Below are 20,681 nucleotides of genomic sequence, written 5' to 3'. Positions count from 1 at the left end.
CAGACAATAATCGGCGAGGAACTGTCATTCAGTTGTGAGTACGAAAGTGAAGATGATTGAAAGTTAAAAAAGCCCGACCCTGACAGCCGGGCTTTTGATTTTTACCAGCAACGATAGACTCAAGTCATCTGGATTAGAGTTTGCGTCACCGTGGTTTCCGTAGAAATGGTTTTCGCATTTGCCTGGTAGAAAGCTTGGGCCTTCACCAGCTCTACCAGTTCATCCCCAATTTCGACATTAAGCTCTTCGAGTACGCCTGACTCGACCGATCCCAAAACACCAGCGGTGGGCGCATCGTAATTTGGCGCACCAGATGCCCGGCTTTCTTTCCAACTTGTGCTGCCGATGGGTGTCAATCCCTGGTCATTCGTAAAGCTAGCCAACGCTATCTGACCAATCGGCTTGCTCCTCTCATTGCTGAATTGCGCGAACATAGTCCCCGTTTCATCAATGGTAATGCCGGTGATTTGCCCCGGTTTATAACCGTATTGTACTTTTGCGATTTGTGAATAATCAGTCCCGAACTGAGTGGTTTTGGCCATCTCAAAGGTCACTCCTGCTCCATTAGCTGCTGCGCCGTTCGGTGCCCATACACCGTCTTTAACTGTACCGGGCACCCAGGCGCCTGCTCCGGTACCTCGCAAGGTAATGGTCGTACCGTTGATATCCAGAGGGCTGTAGCGGGTGGAGCGGGAGGGGTGATATTGGTTAAACGCCCGTCGTTCGCGAAAGTCAATGTCAGCGGTGCTTGCGTGGCTTCGCTAAATACTGAACCATCGGGGTTGCGTCCATCTATCAAGGTGTAGGTTTTCCAGGTATTGGCGCCCGTTTTCACCATGTACTGATCGACTGCATGCTGGTTGCCCTGAGTGTCATGAATCGTGCTGGTGAACACGTGAGAATAACTATCCGATTTTGTTGGATCGAAAGGATGTTCGATCTGATCAATTGGGGAATCTGTGGATTTCAAATTGATCGTTGAAGAGGTGCTTGTGGTCGCTTTTGGTGCCATGTTAGAGGCATCAATTCGCAAGTCCGTCAAAACACCAGTCTGAATTCGACCGTTTGCGTCCAGTCCATAGCCCTGTAACCGTGAGGTTCTGTCAGCAGTGGTGACATACCCTTTGTCGTCGGTAGTAAAGGCTCCAGCGCGGGTGTAACTCAACGCACCCTTGTCATTCAGTACGAAGAAACCCTGACCTTGAATCCCCATGTCCAGAACGTTGCCGGATGCGCCACTCATGCTGCCCTGGCGGAAATTCTGAGAAACAGCCGCCAAGCGTACACCACTGCCAACGGCGTTACTGCCCGATCCGTACCGGGCTCCTGAGTACACGTCAGCGAAATCCGCACGAGACGCTTTGAACCCCGCAGTTCCGGCGTTGGCAATGTTATTACCGGTGACCTCTAACCGCTTATTGGCTGCACGAAGACCACTAAGCCCAATATTAAACGACATGGCTATTTCCTTAAGTTATTTTCAGCAATAGAGTTAAAACTTTATGATGCGCACAGCACTACCCCCGGCTTTTAGGGTTAATCCATTAAACGTTTAAAATCATCAGCAACGCCCGATGCTAGTATGTAATTCAAACTCGGACGCGAATTTTTAAGATGCGAAAGTTATGGAAAACTTGTTCGGACGAAGTCGGATAATGACTGCCGCAATCAACAGGCAGTTATCGGCTATAAATTCTCATTCCGCCTCTGGCACTGCCGAATGATGAGCTTCACCGACAATTTATCCACGGCGCTGCCATGAAATACGCTGATCGTTTTAACTACCCCCACGACAATCAATGTGATGCCCATCGCCTCAAGCGCCGTGGGCCATCTGTAGCAAAATAGAAGTCCCAGGCAAGTAGCAAAGACAATTTCCAGTGACAACAACTGGCTGGCCAGTGCCATGGGTAAACGTTGGGTGGCGATGGTCCAGGCCCATGCGCCACCAATCGACGCAACGGCCGCCAGGACAAATGCCGGCACGTAAAGGTGGCCGATAGCGTCTTGCCCGAAACCGAGCGTGGGGGCCTGGAATAAACCCAGGGCATCACCCGCCGGGAGGAATATGAGCGTTTGCAGGCTGCCGCCAATCATCATCATGGCGGTCCAGACCCAGGGATTTATGCCGGGCCTTTTCATCAATGCTTTTTGATTGGCCAATCCGAACCAGGCCCACAGTGCAACCGCCGCGACGCAGGCGCCGATTCCGAAGGCCAGGGTGGTGAATGACTCGCCCTCGAACCGGACGATGCTATGGCTGTTGACCAGCAACAAGCCGAGCGCGGCCAGTGCAAAGGGCGTTTTAAGTGAACGCCAGGAGATCCCGCCGTGAACATTTGCACTGATGGCCAGCACGACAGGCACAAGGCCTAGAAAGGCAGGTGCGATAACAGGTCCGGCATAGGTCGACGCGATGACGACGGCGATGAAATAGCCCACGTAGCCAATGAAGCCAAGCCCGGCGGCGACCCGCCAATCGTTGAGGGTCAGGTGACGCCAGGCTTTGATATTGGCAATCAGGATCAGCCCCCCGATCAGCCCGGCGATGATGAATCGGCATGCGGCCAAGTCAAATATCGAATACTTGCCAATGACCAGAGGGGCGACAAAATTCATCGACCATGTCAGGGAGGCCGCAACCGCTGCACTGATACCTGTGATGGATAACGTTGAGTCTTTCATCACCGACCTCCAGGAGGAATTAATCACCGGGTTCGCGCCCCGCTGGAACAGAAAGGAACAAGACGCGATCAGTCCCTGCGGAAAGATTCTCAAGGATGGAAAAACAAAAAGGAATTCGTTGCTTTTGACCAGCACCTGTTCCATAACGGAACAAAAAAAGAGGTGCAAATGGACAAGTACAGCGATATGGCGATCCTGCTTGCCGTGGTGGATGCACGCGGCTTTTCGCCTGCTGCGCGCAAGCTGAAGATGACCCATTCGGCTATCAGTAAACGGGTTCAGCGTCTGGAGGATCGGCTCGGCACACAGTTACTGTCGCGCACAACGCGAACCCTGTCTCTGACGCAAACCGGCGAACGGTATGTGCAATTGGCTCGACCGATCCTGGAGGATATCCAGGCACTGGAAGCTGCCGTTATGCATGAGTCAGAGGCGCCGCGAGGGACGTTGAAAGTGTCGGCGCCGAATGCGCTCGGCCAGCACCATGTGGTGCCGGCGCTGATCGACTTCATGCGGCTCTATCCGGCGATAAAAATTGATTTGACCCTGACCGACGCCGTTCTCGATATCAGGCACGAGCGCATTGATGTGGCAATCAGAAGCGGGGTGTTATCCGATCCGAGTCTGGTTGCTCATAAACTGAGTGCCAACGAGCGTCTGGTGTGCGCCTCCCCGGCATATCTTGAAGCACACGGTGTTCCCGCCGAACCGGGCGAACTCGCTGGTCACTCCTGCCTGAAACTCAATTTTGAAAGCCGGTTCAACGACTGGGAGTTTCGTTCATCCACCAGTAAGGCGATTCCCATCGAGGGCGCTTTTACCTGCAATAGTCTCGACGCCATTCGCACGTTATGCCTGGCCGGTACAGGCATTGCTCGCTTGCCCAGGTACATGGTGAGTGAGGATGTGCAAGCCGGTCGGCTGATACCGCTGCTGCAAGCTTTTTCAGGGCCGACCACTTCTGGAATATATGCGGTCAGGGCAGCTGGCGATTATGTTCCAGCCAGAATCCGGGTGTTCATAGCTTTCCTTTCAGAGCGTCTGCTCTTTCAAGACCTGCAATGAGTCAGAACTGTCTTCCATTTCTTCAGTCCCCAGTAGCCTTAATGACAAGGGCACGGGTATGTCGGGAATCGACCTCAGTTTTGTAGATGCTTTGAGTGCCCGCTTCTGGCCGTTTTCTACCTGTCACCACCGGCAACTATATTGGGTCGTAAGCACCCTCGCGCCGGAGGTTGCCAGGCACTGCAAAGATGCTCACGTAACTGCCGACTCAGCCCCTTCGGCTTCGGATACGCGTAAACAACGTGTTCACGGCCTCAATATCCCCAAGCAACTCATCAGGATGTGTTACGGGACGCTGCTGGCCGGCCGCATGTGAATGCGCGCTCACATTGCGGCAGCATCGGTCGTGCAGGCGTTGTACTTCACGGAATTCCTGCTCCTGCACAGCCATCACGCCGTTAAGTCGGCCTACTGAAATTCCATCGCGGAACCGGACAACGGTTTCGTTAAGTATCGTGTCCTCGATACCGATTTCGATCGTCACGCGAAGATCACTGTATGCATTACGGATCGCATACCGCTCAGTGTCTCCGGGAGGGGTATTGAAGGATGCTGCAATTTGCTGCTGGTCACGACGATGTTGCGCGATGCGCTCGCGGTGCCGGCGCATGTCATACGGCAAACCGGCATCGACGTAGCCAGGGCCTTCCGCCCGGTAGCTGATCGACCTCACTTCAGGTGCCAGACCCGCATCTTGGCAGAGTGTTAACAGTTCACCGAAGAATACAGCGTCGTGGGTGAATACAATGACTTGCCGGTGGGAGGACTCTTCGACAATTCGTTGCGCGACGGCGGTTCGATGGCTGTGGTCGAGGCTTGAGACCGGGTCGTCGAAAACGATTCCGGAAGTCGATCCCGACTGGTGAAGCTCAGCGAAGAAGTAGGCTAGAGCACACATACGCTGCTCTGCCTCGCTTAACACTTGGTGCGGGGCAAGCTGGCAGTCCAATAGCTGAATTCCTAGGCGCACTGCCCCGGCCTCACCTGCTGAGCTGACTCCAGCTTCAACGTGCCTAAGCTCCAGCCTAGTGAGCTCCTCGTTCATGCGTCCAGCCAGAGCCTCACTGATGTAAGTCCGAGCCAGTTGGCCAGCCAGCACGCTAATAGGCCGTGTGGCTGCAATGTCATTTAGGCAATTCTGGAGTCGAGCTCTGTGGGCCAGGTTATCAATCACCCGTGCTATGCCTTCGATATGCTCGGAAAGTAGCTGCCGCGCTTCCAGCTCTTTCAACCGTAGCTTTTTGGCCGCTAAGGCCTCTGCATCCATGTTTGCGCGCAGGCGGCCCGCCTCTACGCGAAGAACTTCCGCAACCTGAGTGATCGACGCCACTGGATTCGCTCCACGATACCCAGGACAATCCTGCCATACCCCAGTAACCGCCGCTCTTTTGAGCCACTGAAGTCGGGCGACCAAGTCATCCTGAAAGGTCTGAATATCGTCCGGAAGCGCTGCCACACGTGCCCTCAGGCTCTCCAGCATGTTAGGGGCAACTATGAAGTCGACACTTGCTTGACCGACTTCTCGAACGATCTGCTGCCAAGCGTTGCGTGCAGCCTGAGCAGTCTCCGCCGCCCGGTCTCGAATGTAGTGATCGAATCGTTGCAAGCGGTCCTGCGCTTCAGGACTGAGCTCTTGCTGGCAAAGTACACAGACTGCATCGTCATAGGTGACCGGGAAGGCCTGTCCTGGATATGCAGTGCTGGACGAGTACTCACGAGCAGCGTTGAATAGTAACGCCCAAGGACCTTGCCCCGTTCCCGGAAGTAGCTGTGTAGCATCTCCTGCCTGCAACATGGCGGACGCTGCACGTTCAGCTGTCTCAGCCTCAACGACGGCTCGATGTGCCTGGTGCTTGGCATCGATAGCCTCATCAGACACTACGCCGGCCACCACAGCGATGAGGCTGGCCAATTCATCGACCCGCGTTGCAGCATGTTCAAGTAGCGAGGCCCGGGCAGTTGGGTCCGCTTCGCTGATTTCCTGCGGAAGTCGTACACGCTCTGCCTGCTCATCATCGGCGAGCGTAGCCAATTCACGCGCTCGCGTCAGATCAGTGGTAGGGCCAATCGGATGCACCGCCCGTCCGGCATCGGTGTCGGACGGAATGACACTGAACGGTGTCGTGTCTGTTGCAAGGCCCGTAATCTCAGCCTGTAGCGCAGGACGCAGAGCCTGATTGAGTCCATTCGCCAACTGCTGAAGATAAGTCAGAGCAGATGGCTGAAAGTTGGCAGCTTCACGTGACTGGAGATAATGCCGAGCGCAGTCGCCATCGAAAACGGAAACGCCCCGGAGTTCTGGCTGCGGTACGTTATCGCGATGACTGCTCCAGGTCGTCTGTTCGGCGGCGCCGTCCAGCGCGAAGTCAATAGCAGCGCTTGGTATGAGTTGCTGGTAATCCGCAGCGTAAGCATTGGCGTAGACAGCACCTGGGCTCCGAGCACGGCACGCCTGCTTCAACACCCGTGCGTAACCGGACTTTCCCGTGCCGTTTCCGCCGTACACGATGGTGAGACCATGCGGCTGGAAGTTCAGAGCCTGACTGTTCGGGATCTTCCCCACGTTAGTAAGTGAATGCAGGGACTGCAATACGACGGTATGATCCCGATTCGCCTCGGCGGGGAAATGGTCCTCGGCGAATGGGACAGGCTGAAGAACCGGCAGAAAGGCGCTTCTCACCCCATGGTGTTGCTTAGCGAGATCGAGTATTTCGGCAAGATCCTGATCAGTCCAGTCACCCTGGACACACAAACGGCGCAAGGCGTCGCTGCGCCACGGCGACAGCCTTTCCGACCAAGCCAGTACTTCCTCGTATATAGCCATGCCTTACCTCTCTAAGTCCGTGAGGTTGTAAGGATAGTGCACCAGTCGCTACCTGGTGGCCGGCGAGCCCTGAGTCTGGATGACGACGCCTGCGCAACTCCGTCGCGTTGTGACAACCTGACTGTATGGGATGGTGGACCTGCTTCCGCATACAAAGAAGCAGCTGCTCTCCATGAGTAGGTGGAGCAAGCGCGAGGTACCAAGATTCCATTTGGCGAGCAAGTCGGTCGCTCTCTCAACCGGAAGTTTCCGACCCAAACCGAACTCCGCGAAGGACAGCTATTGGCCGATTTCCGCCCTTCACGAAGGGCGGCTTTGGGTCGAAAGCAGACAACGCCGAATCACGCTGCCGGCCGAATGGGCTCTAATCAGCCCATACCGTTAGGATTCATCCAGTGCAAAACCGAAATCGTGGGTGGACACTTGAGCCGCCTCGTTAAGCCGTTGGCGCAGTGCGGCAGTCAGTTGCCTCTCCACTTCCCATGAATCCGATAGGGCAGCTAACTGCGGCGCCAATTGCGGCGACAGGCTCATCAACGATTGATTGAGCGAGCGTGACGTTTCATAAGCCGCCTTCTGCACGAAGCTGATTTCCACCAGTTCGCCCTGCGCTTTGCGAAACTCCATCTCCGCCATCCGCGCCAGGTAATGTTCCCGATGCGCACGGGCCTTCTGAAAATCGGGAAGTTGTCCCTGTTCCTCATCCACGGGCGGTGGCGCAGCCGTGATAGTCGACTCGGATTGCGCTGAGACGTGGCTGTATACATCACGTTGAAGCCGTTGCTGTTGGTGGCGAGCTGCGACCGCGGCCTTGCTCGGGTCTGCGGTATCGCGGATCAACGCTTCGGTGGCTAGCACATCGACCTGCTTACCATTGGGAGACAGGACCAGTCGGCCGTTTTCCTTAAGCCAAGTGATGTAGCTCGGTGACCGGCCGATATGCGCGGCGAAGGCACTTTTGGACAGATACATGGTTGCGCTCATAAGTTCTCCTTTTCAGCGGCTTTTCAATGAATCCTTTCAAGATTTCAGTGGATTGAAATTTCAATAAGCTCACGGGCCTCCCACTAACACGATCCCGCGGGTTTCCGACCCCGTGTCCGTTGAAAGTCCTCAGGGTCCCCGGCGCCTTTTCGGTGGCCCGGGCTGCAGATCCGCCTCGTTCGACTAGTCTCTGGGGACGATTCGTCAGAGGGAGAGAAGTCATGGAAATGATTGCCGTGCGTTCCAGTGCGATGACTGCCATTGGCTACGATCCAGCAACGAGACGGATGAGGATCCGCTTTGAACAGGGTCACTCTTACGATTTCTGCTGTGTCCCATCAGCCATACACAATGGCTTGATGGCAGCGGTGTCCAAAGGCGCCTACTACAACCAGCACATACGTGATCGTTATCAGTGCTGAGGCCCGTCTTCCACTTGGAAAGACGGACATCCCTGCAAAGGTTTCAGCTAGAGAGAATCTGCGAGTTCGATGGCCCGTGTAGGGGGCGGCCCTCGGGGAGGACCCGGAAAAACTGGCGCCCCGCCCGGCCTGACAGGCTCATGCCTTCGATTCGGCCTCGCTCAGATCCAGCCGCTTGGCTACCCAGCGCTCGTACAAGCCAATGGCGACATCCGCGCCGGCCATTGCCGTCACGCAACCCAGGGCGCCGGCGGTCCAGATCGACAGGCCCGCACCAAACAGCAACATCATCGTCGACACGCCGCAGACAACGCAGGCGCCGGTGCGAAGTGTGAGCCGACGCAGTAGTGCCCAGCCTCGTGCCCCGTCCTTGTCAGCGCGCCACATCTCGCCAGATACGCCACCGACCAGGGACAGGGCAATCACCAACCAGATCGGCATCTCTGCCAGTGCCTGTTGCTCGTTTGTCATGGCCCTGCCCCTTAAACAAAAAGACCCGGCGCATTGGCCGGGTCAGGTAGTGGGTGGACTGCCGCGCGTTGCGGTCGCACCCATCGAAGATGGCCCCTTTTTACAGATCGATTCTGGTGGCAGCAAGACCGTTTTGATGCCATCCGGTGAATGTGTGGGTTACGCCTAGCGAACGTCGGTGAATATCTATCCCGGCTGTCTTTTCGCTTCTTTTGCTTTGGTGGTGTCCCATGCGTCCCACCTCTTTAAAACAAGGTGGGACGCCTGAAAGCCCCGCAGATTGGGGCTCTGTCCCACCGTCCTACTTTTATCTCTCCTTTCTCGTGTAAAGAGAGAAATTTAAAAAGCACGCGTGCGCGTAAACGCGCATACCTGTACCCGCTACGCACACACGGGCGGGAGGCAGGAAAAAGGTGGGACGGTGGGACAACCCACCAACTTCGCGGCCTGCGCCCGTCCCACCACCGCAAAAAGCGGTGGGACGGAGGCAGGCCGGTGGGACGGCGTGAGCCAGAGGAATGCCCACGATCAAGCCGCTTCCCCCAGGAGGAAGTGCTCGACCACGATGTGGGCGTCATGCAGGCGCTGGTAGTAGATATTGCGGGTGCAGCCGCTCTGCGCCAGACGCGTAGCCAGTGGCGCATCAGGCTGACAGTAATGCACCTGCACCACCGCCATCAGCTCGGGATCGAGGTGTTTCTTGACGATGCGCTCGATGTCCAGCGAGGCCTCCAGCGGCACTCGGCTCCCGCGCCTACCGCGCACGAGTTGACCACCGCTCTCCATCATCATCGCGACCATATTGCCGCCCGAGTAACCGGCGGCGGCGACGTCACCGTGCAGCTCCTGCGCCCATTGTTTGAGGGCCATATCGATTGCCTTAATCATCGAAACATGGCTCCTCGAACTCGTCCTCTTGCAGCACAGGTGCCCTGCCCCAATGCTCGGGTTTCTTGTACGCCCAAGGCCGCTGCCCGCTCTTGCTCAAGGCACCCAAGCGGAAACGTCGCCAACCCAGTCGATGCATGATCGCGCCGACGCGCATCTGCTCCGGTTTGCCCCAGTGCCCGGGATCAAGTTTGAGTGCCTGACTCATCACCTCACTGCCGGTGGCGGTCTCACCGATCTGTGATTCCTCCAGCCAGGTCAGGATCGGGCCTTCCCACTCGTCCACAACAAAGCGCTGGTCCTGGGCTTCGGCGAACAGCGGCGCTTCGTCCGGGGTCACCCACCACAGGTCACCCGCCTCGTAACTGAACACCGCCTCGGCCCAGAGCTGGTCGCGGATCTCACGCAGCAAGTCCGCGTCGACCTTGGTACAGGCCACCGGCCAATAGCGCCGGTTGCCAGTGGCGTCCTTGAGATACTCGTCCTGGTTGGTGGTGCCGACGAATACACACTGGCGTGGCACGTCCATGGTTCTTCGGCCGTAGCTCTCGCGGTAGGTGTCGGTGGAGGCGGAGAAGAACTGCTTGGCCTTGGTACTTTCGGCCTTGTTGAAACTGTCCAGCTCGCCGAGCTCGACGATCCACTTGCCACGGATCGCCTGGAAGCCGTCCTTGTCACCCAAGGCAAACGGCGTATCCATGAACCATTCACCACCGAGCACGCTCATCGCGGTCGACTTACCGGCCCCCTGTGCGCCTTCAAGAATCATCACCGAGTCGGCCTTGCAGCCAGGTTTCATCACGCGCGCCACGGCCGAGATCATCCAGCGTTTGCCGACCTTGGCGGTGTAGTCGCAGGCCGGTACACCCATCACGTCGGTGAGCCAGGCTTCGAGGCGTGGCACGCGATCCCACTCCAGTTTTTTCAGGTACTCGCGCACCGGATGAAACGCGTGGTCATGCGCGACGACACTCACCGCCTCGATCACGTGGGAGGACTTCACCCGCAAGTTGTACTGCTGCGCGAGCCACTTCATCACCCGCACGTCATCAATGTCCGCCCACTCGCCGGTGCCACCGCCATAGGGTGCTGCACGCAGCTTGACGATCTTCGAGCTGAAGGCGCTGTAGCTGATCACCCCGGCCCAGCGCTCATCATGGGCCAGGATCAGTTCGACGTTCTGCATGTGCGCGATCAGCGCGCCGCTCTCACTGCGAGCAAGCTGATCCTTCCAGCCACCGGCCGCCGGTGGACGGACCACAGCCATTACCTGACGGCGCACCGCTTCCAAGCCTTCGGCAACGTGCAGGTCGTTGAAGTCGGTCCACTTGTCATGGCGCTCGAGCGAGAAGATCGGCGCCACGACCTGGGCACCGGCGATCAGCGCGGCGTTGCTCGCCTTCTCCTCGCCGGGGTTCCAAGCCTCACCGTTGGGCTTGGTGGTCTTCCAGTCATCGTCGCGGCAAATGATCAATGGGCAGCCGGCAAAGCGCTCGCGCATGATCTTGCACACGGCCAACAAGTTGCCCGCGTCGAAGGCCACCGCCACGGCGAGCGAGGTCGCCATGTGCAGGCTGGCGCCGGTGGCGTAACCCTCACAGACCAGTACCGGCTCGCCCGGGACCGGGTGTGGACCGAGCAGGTGAAAGGTGCCCTCCTTCGCCATCCCGTAAGGCCAGTAGGACTTGTCGCGGCCGGTGTCCTCCTGTTTGTTCGGGAAGATCACTTGCAGGCCCATGACCTGGTCGCGGGCATTGTTCATCGGCACCAGTACCGCACCGGTGCGCGGCGCGTAACGGACCTTGATGCCGACGATCTGCTTGCGGTCCAGGTAGTCGCTTCGCCCAGTGGTGGGCATGCGCTCGAACAAACCCTGCGCCCTTTTCGCGGCCCGCCGCGCAGCGTTATTCGCGATTTCGGCGGCGCGGCGCTTGGCTTCTTCCTGGCGGGCGCGCATCACTTCGCGCTCTTCCGGCGACATGCGGCCGGCCTTCACTTTGATCTTCTGCGTCTCACCCGAGCGCCAGTCACCGAAGGCGCCGAAGATCAGGGTGTCGCCTTTCTCGGTGCGCTGCTCGTGAACGACATACCAGCCGTTTTTCTCCTTGCCCTTGTCCTGCGTCGTCCTGCAGCGAGTCAGCTTGCCGAACACCAATGGTTGCGCCGGTTCCAGACCATAATCGGCGAATTGCCCCAATACCTCATCGAGCATGACGAATCCCCCGCGTTTCTGAGAGGGATTGGCAGCTGATGCACTGTGAGCAGCCCGGCGAGGCCAGGCGACGTGCTTCCGGAATCGGATCGTCGCAGGCTTCGCAAAACAGCAAGGAATGGGCAGACGTTCCGGATTTGGCAGCGTTGCGCATGGCCATGGCTCGGTCGATGCGTTCCTGCACCAGATCGTTGGCGAAATCGGCGATGTCAGCCACGGTCGGCACCCCGCGTCGCCCGGTTGACGAAGGTGGCCCGATTGAACAACCCCAGCAATCCTTGAATACCCCGGAATACCTGCAGGTGAATCGCCGCCAGTTCCTGATCGGTCACTACCCCGTCGCCGATGCTCTTAGCCCAGGTCTCGGCGAGATCCGCGACCTGCCGGAAGTACTCGGCGATGCCGGTAGTCAGGGTCTCAGGCATATCGTGGGTATACGCCTCAGCCAGCTCTTGCCAGATCGTATCGCCGACCAGCGCATGCACTGCATCCAAAATGCGGCGATCCTTGGTCAGTTCGAGGATCTCGCCGAACTCCTGAATGTTGATGGCATGACTCGGATGGGTCGGCGACAACTTGTGCTGCAGCGTGGTCGGGTTGCGCCCAGTGGTGGCAGCGATAGCCGCGGCACCGCCCGGGTAGTCCCGGGCGGCGTGATACAGCGCTAAATCGAGCGGCAGGATTTCCCGCTGCGCCCGTTCCAGAGAACTGAGAGCGATTCGGCTCATGGCATTAATCCTAAAAGTTGCCAGTGCCGCGCGACAGGGAGTGGTGATACATTTGTCGCGTGGCTTGGTATGGCCCAAACGCCGGGAACCCTTGCAGGGGATAACCGGCACCGTGCCGGGGCGAACAATCCGTTGTTCACCCCTGGCGCAACAGCTGCCAGCTCTGTGGTAAGAACGGCAGCAACACCAAGGCTTCCGAGCCTTGGATACGTGATGAAAGTCGGCGGCATGTGGTGTGCTCGCCTTCTGACATCGCGATCCGAGAGCATTGTGGTGATGCTATCGGGAGAAACTGGGCGACCCTTGGGTCGCCTTTTTTCTATGCAGCTTGGGACTCTTCCATTTCAGGAGGAAAAACGTCATCAAGACTGCATAGCGCTCCTAACTTGTTGAGCGCTCTGATTATGGCTCTGCATTCCGCAAGTCCTGCGATTCGACGTCCTGCTTCGTAATTGCTTATACGTGCCTGAGTCCACCCAAGAGCTACAACGAGTTCCTTTTGCTTGATCCCAGCTTTCTCTCGATGTTCAGCGATCAGATTCATGATGCCCTCCAATAAGCCGCAGCCATCTTAATCACGAAACGCAGACATTTCAACACGCAAAGTGATGATAAATAATTTCAGAGCGTGGTAAAAAAAGCACATGAACACACTCGGCGCACGTATCAAGCAATACCGCAAAGCCAAGGGTATGAGCCAACAAGCCCTTGCTTACGCTTGCGGTTGGGAATCCCAGTCTCGGATAGGCAATTACGAGAAAGGGGCTCGCCAGCCCAACCTCCATGACTTACAAAAGATAGCGACAGCACTAGGAGTGTCTTTTCCAGATCTGGTAGCAGGAAAAAATCGTTCCGACGTCGAATCGTACTCAGACGCCATTGAAGGTCGGATTCGGTCTGAAGACCGTCTTGTAAGGGATTACGGAAGATCGAAAGACAAAGACCAACCTGTTACCAGCCTTGTTGGCTGGGCTAAGGATGGAAAGGTGCCTGTACTATCAAACGCGCAGCTCGGGGATGAGGGCTTTTTTGACACGTTAGAGCCACCACTTGGCCAAGGTGAAGGCTACCTAAACATACATAGCGATGATCCAGATGCCTATGGCATAAGAGTCATGGGCGATAGTTTGATGCCCCGCATCAAGAATGGCGAGTTTGTGCTTATAGAGCCGAACAAACGCTTCAGTAGCGGTGACGAGGTCATAGTTCGAACGTCTTCCGGCAAAGCCATGATCAAAGAGTTTATTTATCTTCGCGACGGAATGTACCGGTTGGATAGCGTCAATACCGACCATGAAACTCTTCATATAGCAGAACAAGAGGTGGAAGAAATCCATCTCGTGGGCGGAATACTGAAGTCATCACGCTTTCTTCACAGCTCCGCACTATTTTAATCACATTATGTGTTGACACAAACAAGCACACTACGTGATATTTGCCTCACTCTTTACCACAGAGCGAGGCAATACCTATGCGCACCACCGCATCCCTGCATGTCCATCCGGCATGCGTCAGCAATCGCAAATTGATCGAACAGCTGCAGCTCGCCACAGGCTGCTTGGTTGTGATCCATAACAGCAAGCCCAAGCTTGTTGCCAAGTCCTGCCAGCCCTCTCCCATCGATCCCAACGGTGGAGGGCACGCGGCATGAAAAAGTACAAGATCGATAACCGCACACTGCAGTTGCTCCACGCCCAGGTCAACCTGACCGAGACCTTCAACCACGTCTTGCGAACAGCGCCCAAGCGAGAGTGCCTGGCATTCCGTCTCAAGGCTGAACGCGGCACGACGCAGAGCACTTTTGTCATCGAGCTGGGCAGCGAACGCCACACCCTGACCCTGCAGAACGACAAGAAAATGCATCTCAAACTGGCCGACTTCATCGAAGAGGTTGCCAACGGCCCGTTCGACGCGAGCAACTCAAGTGATCTTATGCATCGCCCGCATGCAGATCGTCAATACGGCTGCTTTGAGGTGCAGGACAAGCAGCGCGTGTTCGAGCTGGTATACACCGGCGGCGTGCTGAGCCTCGACATGGGGTTCGAGCTTCCCTTGCACGTGGCGCTGCATCGTACCCACACGCGCTCGGGTGTCACCGCCATTTTGAGCATCGGCAACAAAAGTCCGCACACGCGATGCTTCACCGTGTGCGGCTCCAATGCCGAGATCTACGGCAAGGTCTGCGAGTCCATCAACCACCTTGCTGCAGTGGCAACCCCTGCTGCGCACGCGGCATGAGGAGCACCTCATGGAACGCACCCTCGCCCAAACTGCCGCTCAACTCGGTCTGACCCGACCCAAACGATCGCTCTCATGCGAGAGAAAGGTTTGCTCAAGGGAAATTTGCCGGCGGATCTCAAGCGCGACAAAGAGTACCTCCGGGTTAAGGACAGTCCCTGGTTTGACGAGAAGTACGGCCTGCAATACAGCCAGTCGACCCGGGTCAAGCAAGCCGGAATCCGCTGGTTGGCCGACCAGTTGGACATAGATCTTCCTGCCATCCCGGCAGTCCACCGTGACGTGGCCTAGGGAGTATGCCCGCCAGATCATCGCCATGCGCACACGCGAGGAGCGCAACGCCGCGCTCCTCGAAGTGCCCGAACATCTGCGCGAGCTGACCAAACGCCAATGTCTGAATGCCTGGAACCACCCAGCACGAAAACAACACAAGGGGGCTCAACAAGACCATGAATAACACAGCACAAAATCCGCTTCGCCTGCATCCGGCACCCGAATCGGCCACCATCGAACTGCTCTATCGCATCTTCGGTGACGTGCTGATCCCACTTGAAAAGGTGCGCGCGCAGTACTTTCGCAACCTCAACGAGCAGTCGTTCGTGACCGAGATCAACAGCGGCCGGATCCAGCTTCCGATCACCACGCTGGACACCAGCCGCAAGGCACTGAAGTACGCACACATCCGTCACATTGCGTCGCTGATCGACATCCGCGCCTACAAGGCCGATGAAGACATGCAGCGACAGCGGGACGGCGAATGCCACGTAGCCTCGACACCTCTGTCGGCTGTCACCACCAGTCAACGACAATCCCAGGAGCACACAACATGATGACCCCAATACAAATCGGTGCACTCATCATCCTGATATTTCTGGCCGCGCTGCTGCTTTGGGGCGGTTACATCATGGGCCGCTGCGATGGTCTGGAGACCGGCCTACGCGAACGTGAAGACCTCCAGCGAGCCGCGTACGCCAAAACCATCCTCGAACTGCAGGTCACCCTACGGTCCATCCAGGCCGATTACTCGCGCCTGGCACAAACCAACAATCGACTTGAAAAAGGTCCGCACTTCGGCCCGGCCGAGCACCAGACGCTGGTCGCCACCGGCGAGCTGTTGCGGGTCGCCGCCGAAACTGTCAGCGCCTTCCGTACCGGCGAGAAACTTGAACGTGATGCCCGGTCCCTTCGCAAGGAGGCAGCATGACCATCCAGTTTCTAAGCCATGAGCAGGTATGCGAATTAACCGGCGCCAAAACCAAAGCAGGTCAGATCACTGTTTTAAAGCGAAATGGCATCCGCCATACCATAAAAAGGAACGGATGGCCCTGCGTCGTTACTTCAGCGTTAACAGGACTACCTGCCACCGCATCGGAAGCACCGAAGTGGCAGCCACGTTTGGTGGGTTAGATGGGACGAAGACCAACGAAGCCGGGGAGCATTCCCCGCTTGCGCGAGAGAAGGCGCGGAAAAACAACCTACTACTTGTACGACACCGGAGGGAAACCACGCAAGGAAATACCCTTAGGCACTGACTATGGTCTTGCCATCTTGGAGTACGCGAAATTAGAAAAAAGCCGTGTGTCTCAAGCTCTCACGCAAGAAGTATTAACCTTTGCGTACGTTGCCGAGCTCTATATGAAGGAGGTAGTCCCTACCAAAGCCCATGCCACCCAAAAGGACAATGCGCGCGAACTGAAAAACCTTCTGTTGTTCTTCAACGATCCGCCCGCCCCGCTTGAAGCAATCGAACCAAAGCATGTCAGTCAGTACCTTCGTCATCGGGGAAAAACAGCACCAGTTCGTGCGAATCGAGAAAAAGCGTTGCTCAGCTCAATTTGGAACTTTGCTCGTGAGAATGGTTACACATCTCTGGCAAATCCTTGCGCCGGGGTAAAGGGCAATAAGGAAACTGGTCGCGACGTATACGTCGAAGACGACGTACTTGCCAAAGCATATCAGCATGCCGATCAACCATTGAGAGATGCCCTGGACCTGTTCTATCTGACAGGTCAAAGGGTGGCCGACACATTGAAGATGGATGAGCGAGACATAAAAGACGGGAAGCTTTCCGTACAACAAGGAAAGACTGGTGCCAAACGAAGGATCGAGATTATTGGAGAGCTCAAAATCGTTATAGACCGAATCATGGCTCGAAAGGCTGGACACAAAATCAGATCAACACGCCTGGTGGTAATCGATTCTGGACAGCCGATGACGACGAGCATGCTCAGGAAAAGATTTGATGACGCCAGAGAGGCAGCCGGTATCCCGAAAGCAGAATTTCAGATGCGGGACTTACGAGCAAAAGCGGCAACGGACAAAGAGGAGTCAACAGGAAGCATCCGCGAAGCTCGGGACCAGTTGGGACATACAACCGTTGGGATGACAGAGCAGTACATCCGAATGCGAAAGGGCTTGAAGGTAACCCCTACGAAGTGACTGACGGTCCAGAATTGCGGAAAAGATTTTTTGATTGCGGAAAAAAGAACAAAGGGCTTGCATGAGGTATGTCATGCAAGCCCTTGATATTCATGGTGCCCGAAGCCGGAATCGAACCGGCACGCCCTTACGAGCGGGGGATTTTAAGTCCCATGCGTCTACCAGTTTCGCCATTCGGGCGGTAGCGCGGTGAATCAGAGGGGGGAAATATATACATCCCGTCCCGGTGAAGCAAGGTCACAGGTGCGATTTTCAAGACTAAATCTTGCACAAAGCCAAAATAAAAAACTTCGTAAATCATGGACCTACGAAGCTTTTTTCATATTTCCCGCCAGGATTGGGTGATTTCAGCAATCTTCCATTCCCCCCAAACACAATAAAAAACCCCAATAGATCAGTGACCTGTGGGGAGTTCTTATTGTGCCTACCCAAGGTGTGGGCCACCTGACAGGGGCCGTGCATTCCACCTGCAAGTGAAAGGTCTCCGCGCAATTGATCGCCGATGGACCTGCATTCACCTGGATACCCCCTCAAGTCGAGGGGGATTGCTTGTACCCGTGCACCAGCAGAATCAACTCGAGCCTATCGCTCAACCGAAGGGTCCCGAGGACGCCAGTCGATGTACAGGGACGTTCTGCCAGCCACTGCGCTGGCACTCATGCCATTGGAGCAAGCACGTCATGAAACAATTGACCCCGCTGGATGCCCAGTTTTTCTATTCCGACGCCCCCCATCAACCCATGGTCATCGGCAGCCTGTGGATTTGCGACCAGCGCAGCGCACCCAATGGACTGGTTCGGCACAAGGACATCATTCGCTACTTCAGTAGCCGGCTGAGCAGCACTTCTCTGTTCCGCCGACGTCTGCAGCACGCCCCCTTCCGACTGGATGATCCTTACTGGGTGGAAGACAAGAGTTTCGACCTGGAGTACCACATTCGCCACGTCGGCCTGCCGCAACCGGGCGATTGGCGTCAGCTGTGCATCTTCACCGCGCGTGCAATGTCGCGCACCCTGGACATGGAACGCGCCCCCTGGGAGCTGACCATTATCGAGGGGCTGAACAATATTGAAGGCGTGCCGCCAGGCAGCTTCGCCCTGCTCCTGCGCTTTCATCACTCCTACATTGATGGCAAGGCCGGTATCGAGATCAATAACCTGTTGATGAGCGACCAGCCGGAATTCGACGAAAACACCTACCGTCAACCCTTCGGCGAACGCCTGCCCAGTCGCGCGCAAATGTGGGCCAGGACCGTTCCGCGCCTGGTCACCCAACCCTTGCGCAGCCTGCGTGCCAGTGTCGGCATGAGTAAAGCGAGCCTGCAGTTGCTCAACAGGATGCGCGGTGAAGATAGACCCACGCAGAAACGCATACCCACGACGCTGTTCAATACTCAGGTGTCCCCGCACCGAACGTTTGGCGGGCTGTCGTGGAAGATCAGCGAACTCAAACAGGTACGCCGTTGCGTCGAGGGCGCCACGCTGAATGACGTCATCATAGCCATCATCGGTGGCGGACTGCGTCACTACCTGCAGCGTCGCGAGGCCTTACCGGACACCGAATCACTGGTTGCGCTGTGCCCGGTGGCAATCCCACCCGATCAGGCCCAGCGCCAGACCGGCAACCTGCTCTCCGGCATGCTGATCGGTGTCGGCACTGATATCGAGGACCCGGTCGAGCGACTGCAGGCGATTCTCGAACGCACGCGATCAGGCACCGGGCTGGCCCGGGAGGTGGTGCATGAACTGATCGTTTCCGTGGGTGACCTGGTGCCCGCGCCGATGCGCATGCTCGGCGGCTGGATGGGCACTCAACTGCGCTACGTCGGCAAGTACCACCTGGCAAACACGCTGATTACTAACGTTCCCGGTCCCACTGGCGGGACGGAACGCAAATACGTTGCCGGCGCTGAACTGTTGGCGCTTTACCCGATCCCCCCGGTGTTCGATGGCATGGCGCTGTGCCATGGCATTACCAGCCTCTATGGCGAGCTCATTCTCGGCGTGGTCAGCGATCGCCACGTATTGCCCGACATGGACATCTACATCGACTGCCTCCAGCAATCCACCGAGCAATACCTGGCCCTGGGACGTCAGCCAGACCAATCGCCTGCCCCCAAAGCTCGTCCGCTGCCACTCCGCAAACGGGCGACCGCCGCGACATCCAACCCCGAGGAACCTTCCGCATGACCAGCGCCACGCACGGCTCGCCCACTCGTCCAGGCGCAATGGAGAGAATCAATATGCTCAGGCCCAAGACGCCCACCACTCAATTGTTGGAAAAAATGGAACACGCACACAGCTACGAGGAATGGGCCAAACACGCCGGCGCACTGGATCAGCAGAACGGCATGGATGACTGGCGCAGAAATGAAGTCTGCAATGACTACGACTACCGCACGGTGCGCCAACGGATGGAACGCCTGCGCGGCATGCGCACCGCTGGCTCCTGGGCCAATCTGATGTTCACCCTTAACGAGGGCATCCATGGCAATCTGGCCGGAATGGGCAAGGCAACGCTGTACAGCCGCGCTCACATGGGTACCAAACACCTGATCCACGAGTACATCGAAGAAGTCTGCCTATCGCTGGAAGCCATCGATGCCCTGGACGATGAGGTGATTTCGCTGGAGGAGCGTCAGGATTTTTTCGTTCGCGCCAGCCATTGCTTCGGTCGTTCGGCGCTGATGCTCAGCGGCGGCGCAATGCTCGGCTACTTCCATGTGGGGGTGCTCAAGGCCCTCCTTGAACAGGACCTGCTGCCGAGGATCATTTCCGGCTCCAGTGCGGGGTCGCTGGTGGCGGCCATCGTCTGCACTCACAGCCCCGATGAATTGCTCGATCACCTGCAGCCCGAACGGCTGACCATGACGCTCGACAACGCCGCAGTAAAGCGACGCTCGCGCCTGCCTTCGGTTTTGCAAGCCGAGGAAATCGCCAGCTACGTTGAACGCCTGATTCCGGACCTGACCTTTGCCGAGGCCTACACCGTCAGCGGTCGTCACCTGAACATTACGGTGACCGGGCTGGAGCCACAGCAGGCTCCGCGCCTGTTGAATGCCATTACCGCGCCCAATGTCCTGATCCGCTCCGCCATCCAGGCCTCGGGCGCCGTGATGGGGATCTTCCCGCCGGTCACCCTGCAAGCAAAAAACGCAGTCGGTGAACAAGTGCCCTACTTGCCAGAACAACGCTGGATCGACGGATCCTTCATCGATGACCTTCCCGCCAAGCGCCTGGGGCGCTTGTACGGCGTCAACCACTTCATCTCCAGCATGGCCAACCCGGCGGCATTGCTGTTCACACCCAATCCCAATGCTCATCCCGGCCTGCTGAAAACCGCGGTGGAGCAACAGATTCGCCTGGGCAAAGGTATCGCCACCCGCCTGTTGCGCCTGAGCAGGAATCATCTGCGCATTCGCAACCCCACCCTGGCTCGCTGGCAGCATCTTGGTTACAACATGCTGGTGCAGGACTATACCGCCGATATCAACATCTTCGTCAGTAAGCGCTGGCATAGCCCGCTCAAACTGCTGTCACCGTTGCCGCTGCCGCAGATGCGACAACTGGTGCATGAGGGAGAACAGGCGACTTGGGAGCGGATGGAGATGGTGCGCAGCTGTACGGCGATCAGCCGAACTCTCGATAAAATCCTGACCCGTCGCGGGTGGCATGGCTGAAATCCGCTATCCCACCACGACTTGAATCTTTAGGTGACCGCTGCGG

19 protein-coding genes, 1 tRNA gene and 2 pseudogenes are annotated in these 20,681 nt (G+C 57.2%); 11 read left to right on the top strand and 11 right to left on the bottom strand.

Annotated elements, in window-relative coordinates; all coding sequences use genetic code 11:
- Positions 1–119 precede the first annotated feature (119 nt).
- Positions 120–1,459, bottom strand: a pseudogene (gene flgE, locus HNQ83_RS08970) (flagellar hook protein FlgE).
- Between the two features lie 227 nt (positions 1,460–1,686).
- Positions 1,687–2,829 carry a DMT family transporter gene (locus HNQ83_RS08965; protein ID WP_175388629.1) on the bottom strand — a complete coding sequence of 381 codons (1,143 nt, stop codon included), beginning with the start codon at positions 2,827–2,829 and terminating at the stop codon, positions 1,687–1,689.
- A 24-nt stretch (positions 2,830–2,853) separates the two neighbouring features.
- On the opposite strand from HNQ83_RS08965, the gene HNQ83_RS08960 reads away from it, so the two are divergent.
- Positions 2,854–3,750 carry a LysR family transcriptional regulator gene (locus HNQ83_RS08960; RefSeq protein WP_175388628.1) on the top strand — a complete coding sequence of 299 codons (897 nt, stop codon included), beginning with the start codon at positions 2,854–2,856 and terminating at the stop codon, positions 3,748–3,750.
- Between the two features lie 208 nt (positions 3,751–3,958).
- Here the strand turns inward: HNQ83_RS08960 and HNQ83_RS08955 are convergent, their stop codons facing one another.
- Complete coding sequence (locus tag HNQ83_RS08955) at positions 3,959–6,574, bottom strand: AAA family ATPase (RefSeq protein ID WP_175388627.1); 2,616 nt, start codon at positions 6,572–6,574, stop codon at positions 3,959–3,961.
- A 381-nt stretch (positions 6,575–6,955) separates the two neighbouring features.
- Positions 6,956–7,558 carry a terminase small subunit gene (locus tag HNQ83_RS08950; RefSeq protein WP_175388626.1) on the bottom strand — a complete coding sequence of 201 codons (603 nt, stop codon included), beginning with the start codon at positions 7,556–7,558 and terminating at the stop codon, positions 6,956–6,958.
- Between the two features lie 221 nt (positions 7,559–7,779).
- Here HNQ83_RS08950 and HNQ83_RS08945 point away from each other — a divergent pair, with 221 nt between their 5' ends.
- Positions 7,780–7,980 (top strand): KTSC domain-containing protein, encoded by a 201-nt coding sequence (locus tag HNQ83_RS08945; RefSeq protein WP_175388625.1) that lies wholly within the window; start codon positions 7,780–7,782, stop codon positions 7,978–7,980.
- A gap of 138 nt (positions 7,981–8,118) precedes the next feature.
- On the opposite strand, the gene HNQ83_RS08940 is transcribed toward HNQ83_RS08945, so the two are convergent.
- The 6 genes from HNQ83_RS08940 to HNQ83_RS08915 all read right to left on the bottom strand — a co-directional run bounded on the left by HNQ83_RS08940 (position 8,119) and on the right by HNQ83_RS08915 (position 12,823).
- Positions 8,119–8,451 (bottom strand): phage holin family protein, encoded by a 333-nt coding sequence (locus tag HNQ83_RS08940; RefSeq protein ID WP_175388624.1) that lies wholly within the window; start codon positions 8,449–8,451, stop codon positions 8,119–8,121.
- Between the two features lie 528 nt (positions 8,452–8,979).
- Positions 8,980–9,339, bottom strand: a complete 360-nt coding sequence (locus HNQ83_RS08935; RefSeq protein WP_175388623.1) for a hypothetical protein — start codon at positions 9,337–9,339, stop codon at positions 8,980–8,982.
- Positions 9,332–11,551, bottom strand: coding sequence for a VapE domain-containing protein (locus HNQ83_RS08930; RefSeq protein ID WP_175388622.1), 2,220 nt, complete (start codon positions 11,549–11,551; stop codon positions 9,332–9,334). The genes HNQ83_RS08935 and HNQ83_RS08930 overlap by 8 nt, the downstream gene beginning before the upstream one ends.
- Positions 11,541–11,768: a TraR/DksA C4-type zinc finger protein gene (locus HNQ83_RS08925; protein WP_175388621.1), complete on the bottom strand. Its 228-nt coding sequence runs from the start codon at positions 11,766–11,768 to the stop codon at positions 11,541–11,543. The genes HNQ83_RS08930 and HNQ83_RS08925 overlap by 11 nt, the downstream gene beginning before the upstream one ends.
- Positions 11,761–12,279, bottom strand: a complete 519-nt coding sequence (locus HNQ83_RS08920; RefSeq protein WP_175388620.1) for a phage regulatory CII family protein — start codon at positions 12,277–12,279, stop codon at positions 11,761–11,763. Before HNQ83_RS08920 ends, HNQ83_RS08925 begins: the two co-directional genes overlap by 8 nt.
- Before the next feature lie 319 nt (positions 12,280–12,598).
- Complete coding sequence (locus HNQ83_RS08915) at positions 12,599–12,823, bottom strand: helix-turn-helix transcriptional regulator (protein ID WP_175388619.1); 225 nt, start codon at positions 12,821–12,823, stop codon at positions 12,599–12,601.
- Between the two features lie 100 nt (positions 12,824–12,923).
- Between HNQ83_RS08915 and HNQ83_RS08910 the strand changes: the two genes are divergently transcribed.
- The 7 genes and pseudogenes from HNQ83_RS08910 to xerC all read left to right on the top strand — a co-directional run bounded on the left by HNQ83_RS08910 (position 12,924) and on the right by xerC (position 16,956).
- Positions 12,924–13,673, top strand: a complete 750-nt coding sequence (locus HNQ83_RS08910; protein ID WP_175388618.1) for an XRE family transcriptional regulator — start codon at positions 12,924–12,926, stop codon at positions 13,671–13,673.
- Between the two features lie 253 nt (positions 13,674–13,926).
- Positions 13,927–14,517, top strand: a complete 591-nt coding sequence (locus HNQ83_RS08905) for a hypothetical protein (protein ID WP_175388617.1) — start codon at positions 13,927–13,929, stop codon at positions 14,515–14,517.
- 10 nt (positions 14,518–14,527) lie between these two features.
- A pseudogene (locus HNQ83_RS08900) lies at positions 14,528–14,808 on the top strand (phage antirepressor KilAC domain-containing protein).
- A gap of 158 nt (positions 14,809–14,966) precedes the next feature.
- Positions 14,967–15,347, top strand: a complete 381-nt coding sequence (locus HNQ83_RS08895) for a pyocin activator PrtN family protein (protein ID WP_175388616.1) — start codon at positions 14,967–14,969, stop codon at positions 15,345–15,347.
- On the top strand, positions 15,344–15,721 hold the full coding sequence (locus HNQ83_RS08890; RefSeq protein ID WP_175388615.1) for a hypothetical protein: 378 nt from the start codon (positions 15,344–15,346) through the stop codon (positions 15,719–15,721). The genes HNQ83_RS08895 and HNQ83_RS08890 overlap by 4 nt, the downstream gene beginning before the upstream one ends.
- Positions 15,718–15,924 (top strand): DUF4224 domain-containing protein, encoded by a 207-nt coding sequence (locus tag HNQ83_RS08885; RefSeq protein ID WP_175388614.1) that lies wholly within the window; start codon positions 15,718–15,720, stop codon positions 15,922–15,924. The genes HNQ83_RS08890 and HNQ83_RS08885 overlap by 4 nt, the downstream gene beginning before the upstream one ends.
- On the top strand, positions 15,925–16,956 hold the full coding sequence (gene xerC / locus HNQ83_RS08880) for a tyrosine recombinase XerC (protein WP_175388613.1): 1,032 nt from the start codon (positions 15,925–15,927) through the stop codon (positions 16,954–16,956). It abuts the gene before it with no gap.
- Between the two features lie 93 nt (positions 16,957–17,049).
- On the opposite strand, the gene HNQ83_RS08875 is transcribed toward xerC, so the two are convergent.
- Positions 17,050–17,136 (bottom strand) — tRNA-Leu (locus tag HNQ83_RS08875).
- A gap of 500 nt (positions 17,137–17,636) precedes the next feature.
- Here HNQ83_RS08875 and HNQ83_RS08870 point away from each other — a divergent pair.
- Positions 17,637–19,145 (top strand): wax ester/triacylglycerol synthase family O-acyltransferase, encoded by a 1,509-nt coding sequence (locus HNQ83_RS08870; protein WP_175388612.1) that lies wholly within the window; start codon positions 17,637–17,639, stop codon positions 19,143–19,145.
- 53 nt (positions 19,146–19,198) lie between these two features.
- On the top strand, positions 19,199–20,635 hold the full coding sequence (locus HNQ83_RS08865) for a DUF3336 domain-containing protein (protein WP_175388611.1): 1,437 nt from the start codon (positions 19,199–19,201) through the stop codon (positions 20,633–20,635).
- Positions 20,636–20,681 lie beyond the last annotated feature (46 nt).

This window comes from Pseudomonas sp. C2B4, assembly GCF_013359695.1.
Taxonomy (GTDB): domain Bacteria; phylum Pseudomonadota; class Gammaproteobacteria; order Pseudomonadales; family Pseudomonadaceae; genus Aquipseudomonas.
The sequence above is the reverse complement of the archived record's forward strand: the minus strand, read 5'-3'. Positions and strand labels throughout refer to the sequence as shown.

What these genes read in the sequence shown, in the direction of transcription:
- HNQ83_RS08965 (WP_175388629.1), bottom strand. Translation starts at nt 2,829, where the DNA reads ATGGAACAGGTGCTGGTCAAAAGCAACGAATTCCTTTTTGTTTTTCCA.
- HNQ83_RS08960 (WP_175388628.1), top strand. Translation starts at nt 2,854, where the DNA reads ATGGACAAGTACAGCGATATGGCGATCCTGCTTGCCGTGGTGGATGCA.
- HNQ83_RS08955 (WP_175388627.1), bottom strand. Translation starts at nt 6,574, where the DNA reads ATGGCTATATACGAGGAAGTACTGGCTTGGTCGGAAAGGCTGTCGCCG.
- HNQ83_RS08950 (WP_175388626.1), bottom strand. Translation starts at nt 7,558, where the DNA reads ATGAGCGCAACCATGTATCTGTCCAAAAGTGCCTTCGCCGCGCATATC.
- HNQ83_RS08945 (WP_175388625.1), top strand. Translation starts at nt 7,780, where the DNA reads ATGGAAATGATTGCCGTGCGTTCCAGTGCGATGACTGCCATTGGCTAC.
- HNQ83_RS08940 (WP_175388624.1), bottom strand. Translation starts at nt 8,451, where the DNA reads ATGACAAACGAGCAACAGGCACTGGCAGAGATGCCGATCTGGTTGGTG.
- HNQ83_RS08935 (WP_175388623.1), bottom strand. Translation starts at nt 9,339, where the DNA reads ATGATTAAGGCAATCGATATGGCCCTCAAACAATGGGCGCAGGAGCTG.
- HNQ83_RS08930 (WP_175388622.1), bottom strand. Translation starts at nt 11,551, where the DNA reads ATGCTCGATGAGGTATTGGGGCAATTCGCCGATTATGGTCTGGAACCG.
- HNQ83_RS08920 (WP_175388620.1), bottom strand. Translation starts at nt 12,279, where the DNA reads ATGAGCCGAATCGCTCTCAGTTCTCTGGAACGGGCGCAGCGGGAAATC.
- HNQ83_RS08915 (WP_175388619.1), bottom strand. Translation starts at nt 12,823, where the DNA reads ATGAATCTGATCGCTGAACATCGAGAGAAAGCTGGGATCAAGCAAAAG.
- HNQ83_RS08910 (WP_175388618.1), top strand. Translation starts at nt 12,924, where the DNA reads ATGAACACACTCGGCGCACGTATCAAGCAATACCGCAAAGCCAAGGGT.
- HNQ83_RS08905 (WP_175388617.1), top strand. Translation starts at nt 13,927, where the DNA reads ATGAAAAAGTACAAGATCGATAACCGCACACTGCAGTTGCTCCACGCC.
- HNQ83_RS08895 (WP_175388616.1), top strand. Translation starts at nt 14,967, where the DNA reads ATGAATAACACAGCACAAAATCCGCTTCGCCTGCATCCGGCACCCGAA.
- HNQ83_RS08890 (WP_175388615.1), top strand. Translation starts at nt 15,344, where the DNA reads ATGATGACCCCAATACAAATCGGTGCACTCATCATCCTGATATTTCTG.
- HNQ83_RS08885 (WP_175388614.1), top strand. Translation starts at nt 15,718, where the DNA reads ATGACCATCCAGTTTCTAAGCCATGAGCAGGTATGCGAATTAACCGGC.
- xerC (WP_175388613.1), top strand. Translation starts at nt 15,925, where the DNA reads ATGGGACGAAGACCAACGAAGCCGGGGAGCATTCCCCGCTTGCGCGAG.
- HNQ83_RS08870 (WP_175388612.1), top strand. Translation starts at nt 17,637, where the DNA reads ATGAAACAATTGACCCCGCTGGATGCCCAGTTTTTCTATTCCGACGCC.
- HNQ83_RS08865 (WP_175388611.1), top strand. Translation starts at nt 19,199, where the DNA reads ATGCTCAGGCCCAAGACGCCCACCACTCAATTGTTGGAAAAAATGGAA.